Source organism: Pseudoalteromonas sp. GW168-MNA-CIBAN-0100 (assembly GCF_040309225.1).
In the GTDB taxonomy this organism is placed as follows: domain Bacteria; phylum Pseudomonadota; class Gammaproteobacteria; order Enterobacterales; family Alteromonadaceae; genus Pseudoalteromonas; species Pseudoalteromonas arctica.
Map to the genome: position 1 here is coordinate 15,505 of NZ_JBEOOL010000026.1, position 21,200 is coordinate 36,704.

General features: G+C 39.9%; 19 protein-coding genes. 9 read left to right on the top strand and 10 right to left on the bottom strand.

The window, feature by feature from the left end; all coding sequences use genetic code 11:
• Positions 1-232 precede the first annotated feature (232 nt).
• From hisS to der, 4 genes are all read left to right on the top strand, one after another.
• On the top strand, positions 233-1,513 hold the full coding sequence (gene hisS / locus AAEY62_RS15295; RefSeq protein ID WP_024591179.1) for a histidine--tRNA ligase: 1,281 nt from the start codon (positions 233-235) through the stop codon (positions 1,511-1,513).
• Positions 1,514-1,532: 19 nt separating this feature from the next.
• A complete protein-coding gene (locus tag AAEY62_RS15300; protein WP_007583431.1) occupies positions 1,533-2,153 on the top strand; it encodes a YfgM family protein in 621 nt (206 codons plus the stop codon).
• 10 nt (positions 2,154-2,163) lie between these two features.
• Complete coding sequence (gene bamB, locus AAEY62_RS15305) at positions 2,164-3,342, top strand: outer membrane protein assembly factor BamB (RefSeq protein ID WP_007583433.1); 1,179 nt, start codon at positions 2,164-2,166, stop codon at positions 3,340-3,342.
• Positions 3,343-3,416: 74 nt separating this feature from the next.
• Entirely contained in the window at positions 3,417-4,883 is a 1,467-nt protein-coding gene (gene der / locus AAEY62_RS15310) for a ribosome biogenesis GTPase Der (protein WP_024591178.1), read from the top strand.
• 80 nt (positions 4,884-4,963) lie between these two features.
• Here the strand turns inward: der and AAEY62_RS15315 are convergent, their stop codons facing one another.
• Entirely contained in the window at positions 4,964-5,482 is a 519-nt protein-coding gene (locus tag AAEY62_RS15315) for a TFIIB-type zinc ribbon-containing protein (protein ID WP_024591177.1), read from the bottom strand.
• Positions 5,483-5,523: 41 nt separating this feature from the next.
• A complete protein-coding gene (locus AAEY62_RS15320; RefSeq protein ID WP_024591176.1) occupies positions 5,524-6,111 on the bottom strand; it encodes a DUF4202 domain-containing protein in 588 nt (195 codons plus the stop codon).
• Between the two features lie 228 nt (positions 6,112-6,339).
• Between AAEY62_RS15320 and AAEY62_RS15325 the strand changes: the two genes are divergently transcribed.
• Positions 6,340-8,067, top strand: coding sequence for a DUF885 domain-containing protein (locus tag AAEY62_RS15325; RefSeq protein ID WP_024591175.1), 1,728 nt, complete (start codon positions 6,340-6,342; stop codon positions 8,065-8,067).
• Positions 8,068-8,186: 119 nt separating this feature from the next.
• A complete protein-coding gene (locus AAEY62_RS15330) occupies positions 8,187-9,494 on the top strand; it encodes a DASH family cryptochrome (protein WP_024591174.1) in 1,308 nt (435 codons plus the stop codon).
• A 29-nt stretch (positions 9,495-9,523) separates the two neighbouring features.
• Here the strand turns inward: AAEY62_RS15330 and AAEY62_RS15335 are convergent, their stop codons facing one another.
• On the bottom strand, positions 9,524-10,606 hold the full coding sequence (locus AAEY62_RS15335; protein ID WP_024592107.1) for a YeiH family protein: 1,083 nt from the start codon (positions 10,604-10,606) through the stop codon (positions 9,524-9,526).
• 120 nt (positions 10,607-10,726) lie between these two features.
• Between AAEY62_RS15335 and AAEY62_RS15340 the strand changes: the two genes are divergently transcribed.
• Positions 10,727-11,605, top strand: a complete 879-nt coding sequence (locus tag AAEY62_RS15340; RefSeq protein WP_350635288.1) for a LysR family transcriptional regulator — start codon at positions 10,727-10,729, stop codon at positions 11,603-11,605.
• Positions 11,606-11,728: 123 nt separating this feature from the next.
• On the opposite strand, the gene AAEY62_RS15345 is transcribed toward AAEY62_RS15340, so the two are convergent.
• The 4 genes from AAEY62_RS15345 to AAEY62_RS15360 all read right to left on the bottom strand — a co-directional run bounded on the left by AAEY62_RS15345 (position 11,729) and on the right by AAEY62_RS15360 (position 16,292).
• Positions 11,729-12,175 (bottom strand): hypothetical protein, encoded by a 447-nt coding sequence (locus AAEY62_RS15345; protein WP_182692302.1) that lies wholly within the window; start codon positions 12,173-12,175, stop codon positions 11,729-11,731.
• A gap of 453 nt (positions 12,176-12,628) precedes the next feature.
• Positions 12,629-13,087: a thioredoxin family protein gene (locus AAEY62_RS15350; RefSeq protein WP_188161904.1), complete on the bottom strand. Its 459-nt coding sequence runs from the start codon at positions 13,085-13,087 to the stop codon at positions 12,629-12,631.
• 83 nt (positions 13,088-13,170) lie between these two features.
• Positions 13,171-15,138, bottom strand: coding sequence for a hypothetical protein (locus tag AAEY62_RS15355; protein ID WP_350635290.1), 1,968 nt, complete (start codon positions 15,136-15,138; stop codon positions 13,171-13,173).
• 242 nt (positions 15,139-15,380) lie between these two features.
• Positions 15,381-16,292, bottom strand: coding sequence for a LysR family transcriptional regulator (locus tag AAEY62_RS15360; protein WP_350635292.1), 912 nt, complete (start codon positions 16,290-16,292; stop codon positions 15,381-15,383).
• 174 nt (positions 16,293-16,466) lie between these two features.
• Here AAEY62_RS15360 and AAEY62_RS15365 point away from each other — a divergent pair, with 174 nt between their 5' ends.
• Positions 16,467-17,144, top strand: a complete 678-nt coding sequence (locus tag AAEY62_RS15365) for a glutathione S-transferase family protein (RefSeq protein WP_350635294.1) — start codon at positions 16,467-16,469, stop codon at positions 17,142-17,144.
• Positions 17,145-17,251: 107 nt separating this feature from the next.
• Entirely contained in the window at positions 17,252-18,379 is a 1,128-nt protein-coding gene (locus tag AAEY62_RS15370) for a zinc-binding dehydrogenase (protein WP_350603870.1), read from the top strand.
• Between the two features lie 209 nt (positions 18,380-18,588).
• On the opposite strand, the gene AAEY62_RS15375 is transcribed toward AAEY62_RS15370, so the two are convergent.
• From AAEY62_RS15375 to AAEY62_RS15385, 3 genes are read right to left on the bottom strand one after another with little or no spacing between them, the layout of a single operon-like run.
• On the bottom strand, positions 18,589-19,455 hold the full coding sequence (locus tag AAEY62_RS15375; RefSeq protein ID WP_024591166.1) for a hypothetical protein: 867 nt from the start codon (positions 19,453-19,455) through the stop codon (positions 18,589-18,591).
• Positions 19,448-20,143: a hypothetical protein gene (locus AAEY62_RS15380; protein ID WP_024591165.1), complete on the bottom strand. Its 696-nt coding sequence runs from the start codon at positions 20,141-20,143 to the stop codon at positions 19,448-19,450. The genes AAEY62_RS15375 and AAEY62_RS15380 overlap by 8 nt, the downstream gene beginning before the upstream one ends.
• Positions 20,140-20,772 (bottom strand): hypothetical protein, encoded by a 633-nt coding sequence (locus tag AAEY62_RS15385; RefSeq protein WP_024591164.1) that lies wholly within the window; start codon positions 20,770-20,772, stop codon positions 20,140-20,142. Before AAEY62_RS15385 ends, AAEY62_RS15380 begins: the two co-directional genes overlap by 4 nt.
• Positions 20,773-21,200 lie beyond the last annotated feature (428 nt).

Sequence of the window (21,200 nt, forward strand, 5' to 3'; positions counted from 1 at the left end):
AGTGTCTGTGAAACACCCAACGGGTTGGTTTAAAAGCGATTTATACTGCGTTATTGATTTTAACAATAGAACCACTATTACTTTCAATCAATGCCTTGCCTAAATCGCTTTTAATTCCAACTGAAACTCGCATCATGGGGTCATTTGGGTATATAATGACGGGTCAATTTTTAGCATTCTTGTTGTGTAAGCATTTTTCATTACACAAAAAAACAGCATTTAGGATTTATCAGTGGCAAAACAAATTCAGGCAGTTCGCGGTATGAACGATTGTCTGCCGGGCGATACACAAGTTTGGCAGAAAGTAGAAAACATTTTACGCGAGACAGTAGCATCGTTCGGTTATCAAGAAATTCGTTTTCCTATTGTAGAATCAACCGACTTATTTAAACGCTCTATTGGTGAAGTTACCGATATAGTAGAAAAAGAAATGTACACCTTTGCCGATCGCAATGGCGACTTATTAACACTTCGCCCAGAAGGCACCGCAGTATGCGTACGTGCTGGCAACCAAAATGGCTTACTATACAACCAAGAACAACGCCTTTGGTACATGGGTCCAATGTTTCGTCACGAGCGTCCGCAAAAAGGTCGTTACCGTCAGTTTCACCAATTTGGTTTAGAAACATTTGGTATTGCTACAGCAGATATAGACGCAGAAGTTATTTTATTAACAGCGCAACTATGGGAAGCCTTTGGTATTACTGACCACGTTCGTTTAGAGCTAAATTCTTTAGGATCTAACGAAGCGCGTGCAGATTACCGTGATGCTTTAGTAGCCTACCTTGAGCAACACATTGATGTGCTTGATGAAGACTCAAAACGTCGTATGTATTCAAACCCATTACGCGTACTTGATAGCAAAAACCCAGACGTACAAGCAATTTTAACTGATGCACCTAAATTGTCTGAAAATTTAGATGCTGAATCAAAAGAACATTTTGAAAATTTATGTGAACGTTTAGACGCTGCTGGCGTCTCATATACGGTTAATGAAAAGTTAGTACGTGGTTTAGACTACTACAACCGCACTGTATTTGAATGGGTAACCGACAGTTTAGGTGCACAAGGCACTGTATGTGCTGGCGGACGTTACGATGGCTTAGTTGAACAACTTGGCGGCAAAGCAACGCCAGCAGTTGGTTTTGCAATGGGTCTAGAGCGCTTAGTATTATTACTACAAGCACTTGAGTGTGTAGGTGACATTCGTCGTAATGCTGATGTATATTTAGCAGCAATGGGCGACAAAGCAAGCATTCAAGCTCCTGCAATTGCAGCGCAACTACGTAAAGACGTACCGGGTTTACGCGTTATGGTACATGCGGGCGGCGGAAACTTTAAAAAACAATTAAAACGTGCTGATAAAAGCGATGCACTTGTTGCAGTAATTATTGGTGAAGATGAATTAGAAAAAGGCGTTGTGACCATCAAGTATTTGCGCGAGCGTAAAGAACAAGTCACATTAGAATTAGAACAAGCTAAAGCGCTATTAGCTGAGCTTATTAACGGCTAAGCGAACATTAGAGGTAAGAATGGATATTTATTCAACAGAAGAACAACAAGCAGAAGCCATTAAACGCTTTTTCCGTGAAAACGGCATTTCACTTGCGCTAGGTATACTTGTTGGCCTAGGTGGCTTATATGGCTGGAAAGCATATAACCAAAACCAAATTACTACCGCTGAAAAAGCATCAGATTCATATACAGCGCTTGTTGAAAGCGACGATGTATTATCTTCAGCTGATGCGTTTATTAGCGAAAATAAAGACACAAACTACGCAACACTTGCTGCATTCGTTGCTGCAAAAGACGCAGTAGAAGCGAAAAAACTAGACGTAGCAAGCGAAAAGCTAAGCTGGGTTGTGTCTAATACGCCAAATACAGAATTAAAAGCAATTGCGATTACACGTTTAGCACGTGTTCAAATTGCGCAAACTAAATATGACGATGCATTAACGACATTAAATGCACCATTACCTGAAGCGTTCAATGCAAACGTGGCCGAGCTTAAAGGCGACATTTACACTGAGCAAGGTAATAAAGATCAAGCACGTACTGCATACCAAGCAGCAATAGATGCGGGTGGATTAACAAGTAACCCACTATTACAAATTAAGTTAGATGACCTAGCAGTAACTAGCCCAGCGGCATAAGGTTTTAGGCATGAAAAAATTTACAACAGCAGCCCTTGCCCTATGTATGGCAACATTGATGGGTTGTTCATCAAGTGATGATGAAGATGAACTAGTACTTCCTGAAATTGTAAACCAATTTGAAACTGACGTTGTTTGGCAAGAATCTGTAGGTGATGGCGTAGAGCATTATTTTTCTCGTTTAACACCCGCAGTTTACAAAGATACTGTGTATGTTGCTAGCCGCGAAGGCCAAGTAGAAGCGCTTTCACTTGATAATGGCGATACAAAATGGGAAACCGATGTACGCCAAGATTTATCGTTTTGGCCTTGGGCTGACAACGGTAATGCAAAATTATCAGGTGGTATTTTGCAAGCCTATGGTAAAATTTATATTGGTTCTGAACACGGCTTTATTATTGCTCTTGATCGCGAAACTGGTGAAGAAGTTTGGCGTAAAAACGTACCAGGCGAATCTCTGTCTAAACCAACAGCAGGTGATGGCTTAATATTTGTAAATTTAGGCTCTGGTAAATTGTTAGCCCTTCACCCAGATACAGGCGAAGAGCGTTGGAGCTTTGAACAAGAAGTTCCACCACTAACATTACGCGGACAAAGCTCGCCAACCGTTGCTAACGGTGGTGTATTAGTAGGCCTTGAAACAGGCAAGCTAAGCGTATTAATTTCAGACAGTGGTTACTCAGCATGGAGCGCAGAAATTGCGGTTGCTAAAGGCGCATCAGAATTTGAACGCCTAGTTGACGTAGACACTCAACCACTTATTAGCGGTCCATACGCTTACGCTATAGCTTACAACGGAAACTTAGCCGCTGTAGATATTCGCTCTGGCAATGTTGTATGGAAACGCGAGTACAGCAGCTACCGCGAAATTGCGATGGATGCACAAACAATTTATTTAGTAGATAGCGATGGTGTTATTTACGCATTAGATAAAAATTCAGGTATTGAACGTTGGAGCCAACCCGCTCTACGCGGTTGGTACCTAACAGGCCCTGCAGTTGCAGGTAGCCACTTAGCTTTAGGCGACCAAGAAGGTAACCTACATTGGCTAAATAAAGAAACTGGCGAGCTAGTATCTCGTGAAGACTTTGACAGCTCGGGCTTTTTTGTTGAGCCAGTTGTTGCCGACGATAAGCTAATTTTATACACCCGTGATGGTGAAGTTAGTATGGTAAAAATACCAAACTAAGTTACTAATAGTCATATGGTTTTTTTAAGGCTTCGCACTGCGAAGCCTTTTGTTGTTTTTTAAAGAGGTAGTTTATGCTTCCCGTGATCGCTCTAGTTGGGCGACCCAATGTGGGCAAATCCACATTATTTAACCGTTTAACACGTACTCGTGATGCACTCGTAGCCGATTTTCCAGGTTTAACACGAGATAGAAAATATGGCCAAGCTAGTTACGATGGCTATGAATTTATCGTGGTAGACACGGGCGGTATTGATGGCTCAGAAGAAGGCATCGAAATCGAAATGGCAGATCAATCTCTGCTAGCTATTGAAGAAGCTGACATTGTTCTGTTTTTAGTAGATGCTCGTGTAGGTATGACCGTAGCTGACCAAGCAATTGCTAATCACTTGCGTAAACAAGATAAAAAGTGTTTTGTTGTTGCCAATAAAACCGATGGTATTGATGCAGATTCAAACTGTGCTGAATTTTACCAATTATCATTAGGTGAAATTCATCATATTGCTGCATCGCATGGCCGTGGTATTACGTTATTACTTGAGCAAACACTTCAGCCGCTTATTGCTGAATTAGCTGCACAAGACGAAGACGTAACAGGCGATGACGAAGAGCTTATTAATCTTTACGAAGAAGATGAAGACAGCGATACCGATCACCAGGCATTTGCAGACAAACCTGTAAAGCTTGCAATTATTGGTCGCCCTAACGTTGGTAAGTCAACGCTTACAAACCGTATACTGGGTGAAGATCGCGTAATTGTATACGACATGCCAGGTACAACACGTGACTCTATCTACATTCCGATGACTCGAAATGAAAAAGAGTATGTGTTAATTGACACCGCAGGTGTTCGTAAGCGTAAAAAAGTAAGCGACGTAGTTGAAAAGTTCTCTGTAATTAAAACGCTTCAAGCAATCGAAGATTGTAACGTTGTGTTATTGATTGTTGATGCTCGCGATGGTATTTCAGATCAAGATTTAAGCTTATTAGGCTTTGCTCTTAACTCAGGTCGTTCATTGGTAATTGCAGTGAACAAATGGGATGGCTTAGACGATTACGTTAAAGATCGTATTAAATCAGAGCTCGATCGCCGTTTAGGCTTTATTGACTTTGCACGCCTACACTTTATATCTGCACTACACGGTACAGGTGTTGGTCATTTGTTTGAGTCTGTTGACGAAGCGTATGAATCAGCGACTAAACGTATAAGTACTGCAATGCTGCGTCGAATTATGGACATGGCTCAAGCCGATCATCAGCCACCACTTGTTCGTGGTCGTCGTGTTAAGCTTAAATATGCACATGCCGGTGGTTATAACCCACCACGTATTGTTATTCACGGTAACCAAGTTAAAGATTTACCAGATAGCTACAAACGCTACCTAATGAACTACTACCGTAAAGCACTTAAAATTATGGGCACCCCAATCAAAATTGAATTTAGAGAAGGTGATAATCCATTTGCAGGGCGTACTAATAAAGTAACGCTTTCGCAAAAACGTAAAATACGTGCGTTTGCAAAAGAAAACCGTAATAAATAAACTTTTCAAGAGTTAGTTTATTACAATAAAAACGGCGTACTTTTTAGTACGCCGTTTTTGTTTTAATATGTTATTAAGAGTTACAAACCAAGCAAAGCTAAGCGCACTAAGTTCTCCACCGTGGCTTCATGTGCATTTTTATTTTTATTAGTTGGCGTAAACCTAGAAGTAGGTGATTTAATAGTTATAAAGCCATGATTGGTTGCCATTTCATGAGCTAATAGCTTTCGCTCTTTAGGTGTTAAATGGTTTTCGTGTATTTTTGCCAGCTCGCCGCTATCAAGCCATATTCCTGCACAGCCTGGGCATTCATCTATTTCGACGGCCTTTACTGGCGAAAAATACCTGCGCATCATTACAATTTTTTTGCACTTTGGGCAATTAATTCGTAGCGATACATCGTATTCACTCTCGCTATGTTCACTCTCGCTATGTTCACTCAAATGCTTTAGCAACACCTGACCATGCTTTAGCTCTGGCGAGCTAAATTTAAAAATTTGGCTGTTATCAAAAAATACGCCGCCTTGCACTGAAGTGTAAACAGTAATACCGCCAATTAATAACGGCTCAAGAGAGGCATTTGTACGTGGGCAAAACATTCTAAAAATCCTTTTTATTTTAATACCTAGCTTACACTACTTTACTCAAGCGCTTTATGAATAAGCCCAACAAGCGGCGTTGGTAATGTAATATTACCTGTAAGTACAAACTCATGGGCTTCATCTGACATTTTTTGCCATGTGCGGCGAATAATACCAATCCATTTTTCTTCATTGTAATCTGGTTTTGCACTGGCAAACCCAAGCATGTAGTGTTCAATAAACACCAAACTTGCTACATCTTCAACTAATTGGCTATCTGGATTGCGCTTAATATCTTTTTTAGCAACAGCGTTATAAACACGGTTTTGGTCAGTATCGTTAAACCCAGCTTGTTTCATTAATTCAACGGCTAGTGACGCATGAAAAATATAAAGTGCGCTACGCCATTGATGATAACCCTGCTTGTTCATTTCAAAGTCGCTACGTGGCGATTTCCAACGCTGAATATGCTGTGCACGCACTGCAATTTGCATGAGTGCATCGGCATCAGGTTTAAAGCGAGTTAGCATTTCGCTCATACGCTGTGAGTATAAATACTCTTTTGGAAAACTTTCTCCATTGTGCTGCTCAGTATTAGGGTCTTGGTTATTAGCTTCATCAATCAGCGTTATTACTTTATTAAACATGACGGTCTTTTATTGTAATTAGTTTTAATCATTCTAAACGCTGATAAAACAATAAACTAGTGGCCCACTCACTTCAGCGGTGAAATTTGTTCAATCAAAAAGTAAAAGCAAGAGGTACTGGTTGTGAAATTAAGCGCATTAATAAGGTTAACTTGTTATTATCTTAGAAACAAAAATGACACATGTGCGTAAACTAATAAAAATTAACGCGCTAAAAATGAGAATAATATGTTTAAAAAAACAATTTTAGCTATTTGCTTAGCTGTAGCATCACTGCCGAGCGCAGCCGATAGCAATGCAGATTTAAAAACCATTATTGATAACCATTGGCAAAACGCAAAAGCTGAAAAAATATTTTTTCGTACCGACCCAGACGGCTGGAAGCCAAACGGTACTTTGCCAAATTGGAGCGAGCAAGCCATTGCAAAGCGCCAAGCTTATAACAACAACGTACTAAAAAACTTAGCCAGCATTGACCCAAAAACGCTCAACAACGAGCAGCTAATGAACTACCGCTTATTTAAATATGAGCGAGAAACCGAGCAGCAAAGTTACCTTTTTCAAGATAAGTATTTTCCGGTTAATTTTTTAAGTGGCTGGCATACTTATTTTGCCGAAGCCCCCGCTAACATGGCATTTTTAACACCCGATGACTACAACGCATTTTTAGTAAGCCTTGCCGACTACCCTCGCTTTAATCAGCAAAATATTGATTTAATGAAAGAAGGTATAAAAACAGGCTTTACTCATTACTGCAAAACCTTTGAAAATTACAGCCAAAGCATTAGCGCGCATATTGTTAAGCAACCTGAAAACAGTGCCCTTTACGAGCCCTTTACACGTATACCAAAAACGTTTACAGCAGAGCAAAAAGCCACATACCAAAATAAAGCAAAGGCCTTAATCAGCTCAAAAGTAGTCCCTGCTTATCAGCACTTTTACGACTTTTTTGAAAACGATTACATGCCTAACTGTAGAGCCCAGCCGGGTATTGCAAGCGTTAAAGGCGGGCTTGAGTATTACAAATATGCAGTTAATTACTACACCACAACCAATGCCACACCAAAGAAAATTCATGAGCTTGGCTTAAAAGAAGTCGCGCGTATTAAAGCGCAGATGCAAAGCATTATTGATAAAGTAGGTTTTGATGGCACTTATGCTGAGTTTTTAGAATTTTTAGCAACCGATGAGCAATTTTACGCAACAGACGCACAAGACTTACTTGAAAAAACAGCCTTTATTACGCAAAAAATGTATGGCAAATTACCAACCTACTTTAATCATTTACCGCGTAACACCTTTACAATAAAAGGCTCAGCGAGTCGTGGCGCGTTTTATATGCCACCGGCTGATAATCGCTCACCGGGTACTTACTTTTTAGCCTCAACACCTAAGCTACAGCCTTTGTATAATTTAGAAGCACTAAGCCTACACGAAGCAATACCAGGGCACCATTTACAAAACGCTATTGCAATGGAGTTAGATGTACCTCAGTTTAGACGCACACTTAGCCACTCAGCATTTGGCGAAGGTTGGGCACTTTACACCGAACGTTTAGGTAAAGAAGCCGGCTTTTATCAAGACCCATACAGCGACTTTGGTCGTTTAGGTTACGAAATGTGGCGTGCTGTGAGGCTTGTTGTTGATACCGGTATTCATGCATTTGGCTGGAGCCGCCAAAAGGCAATTGACTACTTAGCAGATCACACTGCATTGCCACAAAGCGCGGTGGAGGATCAAATAGATCGTTATATTTCATGGCCTGGCCAAGCGCTTTCGTACAAAATGGGTGAAATAAAAATACGCGAACTGCGTGCAAAAGCCGAAAAAGAGCTAGGTGCTAAGTTTGATATTCGCAGCTTTCACGACACCGTTATAGGCCAAGGCTCGCTGCCTATGGAAGTATTAGAAGACGTAATAAACGATTGGATAGAAAAACAAAAATCGGCTATTTAACATTCAAGGAGGCGGTATTATTTGCCGCCTCTTTTTAAAACCCTCTTAAAAACCTCAAAACTAATCCCTACCCGCTTTTGCTTCGTAAAGTTAATGATTACAAAAACCTGAGTAAACCTATGAGCAAACGCATTTTATATTGGCTACAAAACGATTTACGTCTAACCGACAACCCTATTTTAAGCGAACTTGCTACTGAGCAATGCGCGCTCGATATTGTATTTGTTATAAACCCGCACTGGTTTAAAAATAATAACTATCAACAAAAGCCGTATGGCGTGCATAAACAGCAGTTTTTAATGCAAAGCTTGTATGAACTCCAACAAGCACTTATTGAGCGCGGGCAAACACTGCATGTACTTGAAGGCGAACCTGTATCGCTTTTGAAAGCGCGTATTAATGAGCAAAATATTGATGAAGTTGTATACAGCGAGCAATTTGGCCTGTACGAGCAACGCCAAATAAACTTACTCAAAGCACATTGCCCTAATACTAAATTTGCAGGGTCGCAGCAAGACACGCTCTTTAAACAAAGTGACCTACCGTTTGATTTAAGCGAATTACCTAAACACTTTACCCCGTTTCGTAAAAAGGTAGAGGCCGCCACTAGCCCCATTTCACTTTCAACATTACCAAACGGTTTGCTCCCTCAGCCAATAACCTTGTGCGCTAAAAAACCTTTAGAGCGTATAGCAAATAATGGCGTAATGCATGGCGGGTTTAAAAGTGCGCAAACACATTTAAAGCAATACTTTTCAGGTTTACTACCAAGTACTTATAAAATAACTCGAAACGAGCTTGATGGCTTTAATAACACCACAAAATTTAGTACCTGGCTTGCTTTAGGTTGTGTAAGTGCGCGGCAAGTTTATAAAGCAGTTGAGGCGTACGAACATAGTCAAATAACAAACGAGTCTACTTACTGGATTAAATTTGAATTGCTATGGCGAGAGTATTTTAAATGGCATGCACTTAAGGCAGGTAAAAGCCTGTTTAGCTTTAAAGGCCAAAAGCAAACAAAACCCCTTACTACATTTATGCCAAACCGCTTTGCTGCGTGGTGTAATGGCTCAACACCCTACCCATTAGTAAATGCGATTATGAACGAGCTAAACGCTACGGGTTACATATCAAACCGTGCAAGGCAAATTGCAGCGAGCTGCTTAGTGAACGAACTTGGTCTTGATTGGCGTTATGGCGCAGCCTATTTTGAGCAACAACTTATTGATTACGATGTAGCCGCTAATTGGGGTAATTGGCAATATATAGCAGGTGTAGGCGTAGATCCGCGTGGTGGTAGGCACTTTAATATTGAAAAACAAACGTTACAGTTTGACCCGCACGCTGTTTACACTAATAAATGGCAAGGCAATAAAAATACCAGCACACAGCTCGATAACGTAAACGAAGTTGATTGGCCAATTTAAGCCGCCAATCAACTTTTACCAAGTAACGTTTAAAACAGCTCAGCAATGCCTATATTAATAGCGTAACCACCCAATGTTAAAAACAAAAACAAGCACAGCGCCAGTAACAGTGGCTTAATACCCGCTTGGCGAATTGCCCCAACATGTGTGCGTAAACCCAAAGCCACCATCGCAATGGTGAGTAATATATTATCAAACCAAACAACTGCGCTTGTAGCCACTTGAGGAATAATAGAGAGTGAATGCACACCACTTGCCACAATAAATAACACCGCAAACCAAGGAATACTAATACCTGATTTATTATCCTCATTACTTATAGTATTACCTGCCTTTACTCTTTTTTTACTTTGCCAAAACGATAAAGTGACTAAAAACGGCGCAAGCATCATCACGCGTAGCATTTTTTCTATAACGGCGGTATCTGCAGCATTGGCGCTTACAGCTGTACCCGCTGCTACCACTTGCGCTACTTCATGAATGGTTGAACCTACAAAAATACCATATGCGTGCTCACTCAGCCCCATATACTCAAACATGATTGGGTAGGCAAACATACTCAACGTACCAAATACCACCACCGTTGCTACAGCTACCGATACTTTATGCGCCTGCGCTTTTATTACAGGCTCGGTTGCCATTACAGCTGCTGCGCCACAAATAGAGCTACCTGCACCAATTAATATTACTGTTTGCTCATCAAGTTTAAATACACGTTTACCAAGCTGCATTGCTAATATAAACGTACCGCTGAGCATAACAATGTCGGTTAGCAATCCACTCCAGCCAACGCCTGCTACCTGTGCAAAGGTAATTCTAAACCCAAATAAAATAATACCCGCTTTGAGTAAAATACTTTTAGCGTAATCAACACCCACATCGGTATGAGTCGCAATGCGCGAAAACACACTGTTACCTACAATAATGCCTAGCACAATACCAATAGTTAAGGAGCTAAACTGGGCACTTTGCATTACCGGCAACTTACTCAGCGCAACAGCAACACCCGCTAAAACAATAACTAATAGCATTCCTAGCCACCAACGCGAGTTGGTATACTGCTTAGTATTAATACTAAAAAGCTGTGGCATATCTTTAATTGCACTAAGCATAGTCATCCCTTAATAAAGTCATCGTAATTAATTGACTTCATTTTAAGAAAGCGCAAATATAACTCCAATACATTAAAATCATGATTCGATAACTTAAGGTTATGTGATTTGAGAGGCACAATGAACTTGCATGCACTACGGGTGTTTCATACAGTTGCTAAATTAGGCAGCTTTTCAGCCGCAGCTGAGGCACTTTTTATAAGCCAACCGGCTGTATCTAAAGCTTTAAAAGAGCTTGAGTATCAGCTAAATATACAACTTATTGAACGCGCATCTAAGGGTAAAAAACTCACCTTAAGTGAAGGCGGACAAGCGCTTTTTGAACATGCTCGTAGTATTTTTGCTATTGAAAAAGCAGCCATTGAAGATATTAAATCACGTACAGGGCTTAAGCGCGGCACACTCGTTATTGGCACTAGTACAACCATTGCCAGTTATTGGCTACCGCCCTATTTAGCCAATTTTTGCGCACAATACCCCCATATAAAAGTAGAAGTACAAGTTGCCAATACCGCGCAAATTGAGCACGCCCTACTAGAATGCACTATCGATTTAGCACTGGTTGAAGGCACACCAACCGAGCCACATATTATAAGTAAGCACTGGCAAAACGATTTAATGAGTGTAGTTATACCCAGTAACTTTAAGCCCACGAAAGACTTAAAACCATGGTTAAACAAACAGTTTTGGCTACTGCGCGAACCAGGCTCGGGCACTTTAGAGGTCTCGGTTAAATTACTACAGCAACATGGCATTACAGCAAAAAATAGTATGCAACTCGGAAGTAACGAAGCAATAGCAAGGGCGGTAGCACAAGGTATGGGCGTTGCTTTATTGCCTAATGTAGTCACTGAGGATTTAGTACAGCTTGGTAAATTAACACGCCTGAGCCAAAAAAATAACGAGCAACTCTCTCGGCCACTGTATCAACTACATTATAAAGACAGACCGTCTTCGCATGCTGCGCAAGCATTCGAAAAAAGCTTGTTTAGTGAATAATGCTCGCAATCTGTAAGTAGTAAGGCACCAGTAGCAAATTTACATAAAGTTTAATCTTTTAAGTCAAAATTTGAGCCCTTTAGTCTTTCTAATGCCAATTAGCTAAGTTAAAACTCACTTGTCTTACGTGATACACCTTTCATGCTTTACTATTAAATTAAAATAATTTTTAAACATGTGTTCAGAGCTGGTATCCCTTAAATCCACATCAAAATAGTAGCCGTCTTCTAAAACTTTCAAACTCTCTAAATCATTGCAAATGCGCTCAAGAATCAAATGTTTATATTTTGGAGTTATATTTTTGATTTCATCCAAAGTGAGTCCTTCGGCATCAAAATTCACAACAACTCTTAAACTGGTACCTGAATAACCATGCCTTACAAAACTAATTCGGCTATCAATGGATGAAAAAAAGGTGCTGAAGTGATTTTTATCTTCCTCGTATTTCCATTGAGAAGCATCCCCCCAAATCAAGACAAAAATAGCACCAAAAACAGCGGCAGCTACATACAATTTGTTGGCATTTATCATAAACCACAATTGAACTTTTTCAGTTCGCATTAATTTCATAAGTCACATAACTTTTAAGTAAAAGACTAAATCAGTCGGATAAAATAAAAGACTAATAATCAAAACCAAAATCTTGCTCATTCACATGTGTGGGTAATATAACCAGGGTTAAGAAAAATACCTTGATGCTACACCAATGCCGATAAGTAAAATAATTAATAAAACCCAATATCTTTTTGAACCATCTAAATTTTCATCGCACACCGGGCAAGATGATGACGCGATTGGAGTCCCGTTAATATTTGTCGTTTTAACTATTGGGGAGGTAATTCCTGACTTACACTTTTTGCACTTCATAAATATCCATATTAATTATAAATAAAATCGCGGGTTGGTGCTCACATAACGCTTACCTAATTGACGTTAAATGACAGGCTATAATTAGCAACAAATCAAAGAAAGCCAAGCTTTATACATCCTTTTAATTGAATTGCCATAACATAAGAATAGGCCTTACAAACCCTGCGTTAAATCTTGCGCTAACGTACCCGTTGGCTTTTCAATTACGCGTACTAACTCTTTGCCATTTTGCTTAACAATAAACGTAGGTGTGTATTGTAAGTCGTGAGCCTGTGCAATGCCTGCATCGTCTTGCTTGTTGTAACCTACGGCCACATAGTCAATGCTTGCAAGTTGTACTTTCGATGCATCAATTAACTTAATGAGTTTTGGCACTTCGCGCTCACTGTCGTGGCACCACGTTCCAAATAATACAATAAGCTCTTTGCCTTCTAGCTTTTGCATTAGCGCTATATCTTGCGCCGTTGGCGTATACGCCTTGTATTGCTCGTTAAACTTGTCGTAGTCGCTTAGCAGTGCTTGCGTACTTATCTCGCCCGAAAATGGCGCTGTAGCAGCGCAGCTTACAAGCGGCATGCTTAAAGCGCACAGTAAAATTAATTGTTTAAACATAAGGTTACTCTTAATTTAGGTATTAATTTAGGTATTAAACGACTATACCCAATATTGAGTGTGGAGTGAACAACTCTAAAGCGTTACTTTTTATCCATAAAAAAGTTAACTTGCGATAAGTTAGTTAAATATTCTCTCCTTACGTCTTTATTCTCGGCTAACTTATCTAAGTCACCAATTAAGGTAACAAGCTTGGTGTGTGAGTGACGGTTTGTTTCTATAAAATCATCTTGCTTGTCATCACTCTCATCGCGCTCTTTTTTATGCATTGAGTAGCTGTTTTCGTTTTCTTCAAGCCAAATATCGTCAATTAAGCGAATGTCGCTTTTACTAACTGTTTGCTCTTGCATCGCCATTTGCAGCTCATATTGGTTAGTTTGCGGGTTAAACGCATACATTTTTGTATCAACATCAACCTCGTGAGACTGATCGAGCCCCACAAGTTCTTTATTTTTAACCGCAGACCCTACGTTATAACTCTCTTCTTTGTTGTAGTAATCAGGGCGACTGTATTGATAATCAAAATGGCTACTTACATTTTTACTTTGCGTTACACCGCTAAGCTCCCCTAATTGGGCTTGTTCCGTTAATTGGCTTAGTTCAATGGTACTTTTAGGCTGATAGTCGCCATTATCCAGCCCATAAGAAAATGTAGCATCAAAATCAGCGAGCTTAGAAATCCCCGCTCCTAATGTATTCGGCGCTTTATTACCTAGCCCTTGGTAACGGACATCGTTTGTAATCATGTTATCAACCAAATCGGCAACCATGGCGCGCCCGTCATTAAAGTGCTGTTCTGCAAGTGACTCCAAATTGCTATAACGCTCAGCAGCCGACGACATACTCGCAAAAGCGCCTTTAAACAATGCAAAACCTTGCTGCATTGCCTCATCGCCTTTGCGCCCAAATGCCGACTCTTTATCGTCCTGGGTACTGTTTACTCGGCTATCTTCTAAGCTTTGATCGAGCGACGCTAAATATTGCTGCATTTGCTGTGTGTCTTTAGCGCTAATGGTTGACATATCGAGTGCAAAATCAATGTCGTTTTGCCCACCTGCGGCTTTAAACACAAGTGCTTGTTGGTTTGATGCTTCATCAATGGAGTAACTTAAATCAAGAGTATTCTCTGCAGTATCAAGCGCATCATTTTGCGTTGTCGAAAACGACACATTAAAACCGGCTAACTGTTCACTATTAAAGCCCGCTAAAAAATCTAAGCTCATGTCTGTTTGATTTGGCACTATAAGAGGGTTGAATGAATTTTCGCTCACTTTAAAAAATTCATCGGCCATTTCACCAACACCCGCCATAACCTGCGTTAAAGCCGCATGTTCAGCCTCAGATAAATTGCCATTAACTTCGTAACTTATGCCAAAGCCATCTATCGCTTCACCTGTTTTTTCATCGTACCCTTGCGATGAGTTAAAGGTAATGTTTATAACATCACCTTCTTTAGTTTTTACCGAGAGCTCAAACAGGTAGTTATCGTCATCCTCGTATTTTGCGCGATTAAGGCTTTCCATGTATGGATTAAGTGAGCGATCTACACGTTGCTGACTTGAGGCTAAAAACGTTTTTTGCTCATGTCCAAGCTGACCTAAACTCGATAAAATATCGCTGGTATTAGCATAAGCACCCTGAATATTTTTAACCGACGTATTTAATCGCTCAATTAATTGGGTGCTATTTTCGTTTTTTAATAACCCCTCATGCTGAGAGCTTATTACGGTGCGCAGGGCGAGTTCTTCATCGGAGAGTTTATAGTTAAGCATGCTGGGCGTGCTTGAAATAGTAAATAACGAGGTAAGTTGCTGCTTTAAAACGTCCTCTACTTTTTGATTACTGGCTAGTGCTTCGTCAATAGTTTCGTTATTTAGCTGGCTTAATAATTCATCGGATATTTTGGGGGCGTTAGTTTGTAAATCATTAATAGCTTGAAGGTCGCTACCGGTTAGTAGCGAAGGACTCACAGAGGTTTGGTTAGCGTTATTAACTGATTGGGCAAGTAAAGTGCTTAAATTAGACTGGCTGCCAAGTGCATTATTAACCATGATTATCCTTAATCGCTAAACCCTGTTAAGTAATTTATCGGACGCAGCATTAAAAGCTTTAGCTTAAGGAGACGTTTTTTACCTATTATTTATACAAACAACCCATTAATAAATTAAATAAGCATAAATCTAAATCGAATAAGCGTAGGTCGGATAAGCGCAGCGCCATCCGACAATTCACCAATTCACCACTCTATTTATCTACTACCCACCTGACTCTTAAGCGCTATTCTGCTCGCTCATTACTCTTCATTTGTTTCTTTTATTCTTTGTACTAAAAAGTCGACCGCCGCTTTTACCTTTGGTACTAAATAACGCTGCTTTTGATACAACAAATAAACCGCCATAGTCGCATTTTGGCTTATCGCTAATTCATGCTCAAACTTAAGCTCTTGCAACTGGCCAGACTCAAGGTATGAATCGAGCGCCCACCGAGTTGACATTAAAATGCCCTCGCCATTACACGCTTTTTTAGCGAGCCACGATCCGTTATTTGAAATAGCGACCGCAGGCCCAGAAACGTCGTGCCATTGCTCATCCACTTTACATAACCAAGGCGTTGGCCCCGCTGGCGTTTTAAAATAAAGGCCACTGTGGTCCTTTAATTCCATAACATTAGTAGGCACACCGTATTTTTGTAGGTAGCAGGGTGACGCAACAGGAATAAAGCCGTTATCCATCAGTTTTATTGCCAACACGCGCTCATTTGGCGCATAGCCACCGCGAATAGCAATATCAACATCGTCACGCCCAAGTGTCGACAGCTCATCACTTAAGCTAACATCTAATATAATTTCGGGGTATAGCGCGCTAAATTCATCAAGCAAAGGCAGTAATATTTTGTCACCAAAACTCACCATTGAGCTTATACATAATCGCCCCATTGGTGTTGTTTGATAACTGCGTACAGTTTCGTGGCTTTGCTCTAGCTGATTTAATATTTGCTGAACATCGTTATAGTAAATTTGCCCAACTTCGGTCAATTTAACTATGCGGGTCGAACGCTTTAAAAGCGTCGCCCCTAGGCTTTTTTCTAAATCAGCAACTCGCCGTGACAACGACGAAGGCGGCACATCAAAAGCTTTGGCGGCTTTAGTAAAACTGCCCGTTTCAACCACCTTAATAAAATACCGTATGGCTTTTAGTTGATCCAAGTTGCCTCTCCATTAAATAAAATGCTTTATTGTCTTAAAGACAAAAGTGATTCGCATTTTCCCCTATATATAAGCAAATTAAAACAAGTAATAATGTACTCAACCTAAAGACAGGGACTTAAATTGCATTTTTTGGCAATGAGTATCTTCACGTTAATGATGGAAAGCTGACTTATGATTACTTTGCACGGTTTTGCTGCTAGCAACTATTACAACCTAGTTAAACATGTACTTTTACACAAACAACTGCCATTTAAAGAACACCTTGTTTACGGCGGTAGTGAAGAGTTACTAGCAATCAGCTCTGCAGGCAAAGTGCCTGCAATCACAACAGCTAATGGCCTTAATATTTCTGAGTCGAGTGTTATTTGCGACTTTATAGAAGAGTCGTACCCACAAACCCCGCTATATCCTGAAGATGCAGGTGAGCGCGCAGTTATACGTCAAATTATGAAAATGGCAGAGCTTTATTTTGAACTGCCAAGCAGACGGTTTATCCCTTATGTATTTTCAGGCGCTAAAGTACCTGAAACAACTAAAGCCGAAGTACGCCAAGTATTAACGCGTGGCGTAACCGCTTTGAGTAGCGTGTGTAAGTTTTCGCCTTGGATTGCAGGCGAGCAATTTACGATGGCAGACATTTACGTTTATTACGTAAACACCATTGTTAGCGCCTTTGGCTCAAGCCAGCTTGATTGGGATGTACTTGCACAAGTTCCCGGCATGAAAGAGTGGAACGAATCAATGAGCCAATTAGCCATTACCCAAAGCATAGAGGCCGATCGCCAATCAAATATGGCTGAATTTATGCAAAAAGTGAAAGCGCAAATTCAAGCAGCAAACACTAAATAACACGTAGCTATAAAAGTAATCTATTCTAAATTTTAATTACTAATACAGTATCGCCAATACAATAACGTGATTGGCTTAACAAATTTAATTCTTTGCACGGGACACCTATGACAGATAAAAATATACAACTTACTTCAACTATCAGCGAAGACAATAAACTAACACTTGCCTTAAAAAACATCGAGATGCCAAAGCCGAATGCCGATGAAGTGGTTATTCGCATTGAAGCTGCACCATTAAACCCATCAGACTTAGGCGTTTTATTCAGCGCAGCTGATATGTCTACTGCAAAGCAATCGGGTACTGATGAAAATCCAGTAATTACTGCCGATGTTCCAGCGCAATTCATGCCATCACTTAAAACCCGTGTTGGAAAAGCAACCCCTGTAGGTAATGAAGGCGCAGGCACCGTAGTAGCAGCAGGATCATCACCAGCCGCACAAGCATTAATGGGTAAAACCGTTGCAGTAATTGGCGGCGGTACGTATCGTCAATTTATATGTGCCAATGTACAAAGTTGCCTAGAGCTAAAAGAAGGGACCACTGCTAGAGAAGGTGCATCATCTTTTGTTAACCCACTTACCGCACTAGCAATGGTAGAAACCATGCGCGCTGAAGGCCATAAAGCTATTATCCACGCCGCAGCGGCCTCTAACCTTGGCCAAATGCTAAACCGTATTTGTATTGCCGATGGCGTTGATTTAATTAATATTGTTCGTAAACCAGAACAAGAAAAATTACTGCGCGATATGGGTGCAAAATATATTGTTAACTCAAGCAACGACACTTTTCTTGCTGACCTAACAGCTGCAATAATCGAAACCGGTGCAACTATAGCGTTCGACCCTATTGGTGGCGGCCAACTAACAAGTGACATTCTTAACTGTATGGAAGTTGCAGCTGCGCGCGATATGAAAGAGCACACAATTTACGGCTCTGATACATTTAAACAAGTGTACATTTATGGCGCACTAGACCGCGGCCCTATTACATTAAACCGTAACTTTGGCTTTGCTTGGGCTGTAAACGGGTTCTTGTTATTTAATGCTTTAGGTAAATTAGGCACAGATACAGTAATGAAAATGCGCAAACGCGTTGCTGATGAAATCACCACTACATTTGCAAGCAACTACACGCACGAAGTGTCATTAGCTGAGGTATTACATTTACAATCAATCGCGGCTTATTCTAAACAAGCTACAGGCGAGAAGTACTTAATTAAACCTCAAGCTTAATTGAATATTCTTCGTTAAAAATTAAAAAGCAGATGCTAATTAGGTATCTGCTTTTTATTTGGTCGTTGTAAAAGCTAGCTCGGAGTATTTACTTTAGCAAATCAATTACATTCGTGGATTTCTATGACTTTTTAGTAAATAGCACTTATTAAATTGGCTAATCGCTAATGTTCATTCTTATTCTCTGTTTTGTAGACATCCCTAATAAATTAAAGACTTCTGCTGTTAATAATCAGTAGGTTTTCATTTATCGGTGTTGCTATTTTTTTTGGTGATGACTTTAATCCAAACGTTAAACTACATTCAAATTTGAGTTCTATCTCTTGTTCTAGAGCTGACCAGGTAATAAGTAATACCGAAGTATCATCAACTAAGTCTCTATCAGCCAAACATACATCAGGTTCATTGATGAAGCTTTGCTGCTGCGCCTCATCTAACTCCATCCAAAAGCCATCTGTTGCTAAAGCAAAAATATTATCAATTGAAAAGTCTAATTCAAACGTTTCAGGTTCAAATTTACGCCTTAAGTTTAAACTCTTGGTTAATATATGGCGTTCAGGAACTGAGCTTATCGAACTTTCAAAATCGTTACCCAATGGGTTCGCCCCAGTATGAACAGGTGATAACCATTGAATACTTTTATTGTTGAATAAACCTAACCGACAATCACCTGCACAGAAGCCATAAATTTTATTGGAGCTACCATTACGGTACAGTGATAAAAAGCTGGCAATACCTATTTTCAATTCTTTTTTAGTTGCGCTGAAAGCCTGTTGGATAATTTGATTACGCTTCTCTGCGTCTTCAAAATAATCCTCTAATTGAGGTTTATCTTGTGCTATTTTTTCTGAAAAAAGCTTAACACTGTTTATAAGTAAGCCTTGGAGGCAAGCATAGAAATGTTCGCTAAACCTTTTAGCTAGGTTTGTTGTAGCGATTGATGAGGTAGATATATCAATTACAAATACCCAAGTACCGAAGTCAGTATTTATTATCGAAAAATAATCTTTGTTTTCTGCTCGTTCGAATCCTTGTTGAGTCCGGTGTATCAGTTTTAGTGAAGAAGGGTCAGCCATACACAATACAGCCTTCGATACGCTCAAAGATCAACTGCTCTCTGTCTAAACTATTCCTAGCAGTTCCCTGAACTGCATACTCAAAATTACCATCTTCCATTAAACTATTAAGCTGTTCGCTAATATAATTTTTCAAGTCTTCTGAGGCTGATAAAATATCATTAACTATTGATGCTCTACCATCGAAAATATTAAGTAAATCTTCAATATCATGACTTGAAAGAGCATCACCCTTCCCTCTTCCTAAATAGGCTTCGAGCTTTGTGGCTACAAAATATTCTGGCGTTATTAATTTAATGGTTAATGCATCATTCAGCACGTAGTCTTCGGCGGTTGCTACTGCGTCTTTATACCATATGTTAGTAAAACCAAGCGCTTTCTCATCAACTGGCATAAAATCAACTTTAAGGTTATCAAGTATCATGCGGCACATAACATCCTCGCCCATGTCAATAGAAAACCCTTTCACTTTAAGTTGTTCCTGCAAATCAGTCCAAGCTGCATACCCCATGATATCAACAATCAAATCAACATCGTCGGTATACCTTATTTGCTCTTTAGTAAACTCATCAGTGACCAATAGCCCTGTGGTGCAACCCCCAACAAATACCATTGATCTTATTAAGTCATCTCCAAGTGCAGTAGCAACTTTTATTAACATCTCTTTTTGAAGGTTGATTGTATTCATTTGGCTACCTTAAATATGCTATTGAGCATTTCTAGTGCTAAATTTCGTTCTCGTGGATGGCCTATTCTTATCGCATCAACTAACGCTAGCATCGCGTACAACTGGGCATCTTGCTGTACTGCTAAAAATACTTTAGGGTGTAATGGCTCAATTAACATGCCTTTAGTATTACCCCTTGGATTTGACCATACAGGCTGAAGCTCTCCAGACGTCATTAACTTACCTCTGAGAACAGGGGCAGCTATCGACGTAGCGATCCCTCTGCCAATCACCCCCTCTTTTGCAGGAAAAACGTATCGAATACCATAGGCAATAAACTCCAACAAAGCCTTAGTATTTGTTTTAGGTACTTGAAGTTTGCGATCTACTTTTGCAAGTCCTACGGAATACATCCGATTAAGGCTAAGACTAATCTGAGATTTACTTATCCCAGTTAAACCTTCTAAGTTTCTTAAGGAAAATCGGCTTTCAATTTGATCCATTTCGGTAAAAGTAGGTTTTAACCCCTTTTCATCCCAATCCTCCCAAGTACCATCCACTTGAATAATGTCCGAATCACCATCTTTCCCATCAAGCCCCACATGCAGCGAAATCAATTTTAGTAATAATAAAACATCTTGACTTTTCATCTACCCTCCAAGTAACGCGTCCCGAGTCCTAGGACTCGGGACAAGTATCTCTTTAGGTATTTAAATAGTCAACAGTAAAAATTGAATAAGTGTATATTTGCTAATTAAAATTTTCGTGCTCGATTCACTTACCTAATCTATCGCTATCGCCTCATTTTATATAAAGCTCTTTCTGAAGAATAATAAGGCAACAAAGGGGTAAACTTTAACTGGTATCGTAATCATTGATCGTTGGGTTATCGCTCATAGCTGCCGTAAATTAACTTGCGGGCTCAACTAAAGCTATTTGTACTTTTAAAAATAAATCATAAAGCATTTATATTATTTCTGGACGTGTGAGATTATCTTACAGAGGTTTGAACACGTAATTCCAGCCCTAGAACAAAAAGATCCTCTTTGATCAAACCACTCAATAATTGTACTAATTA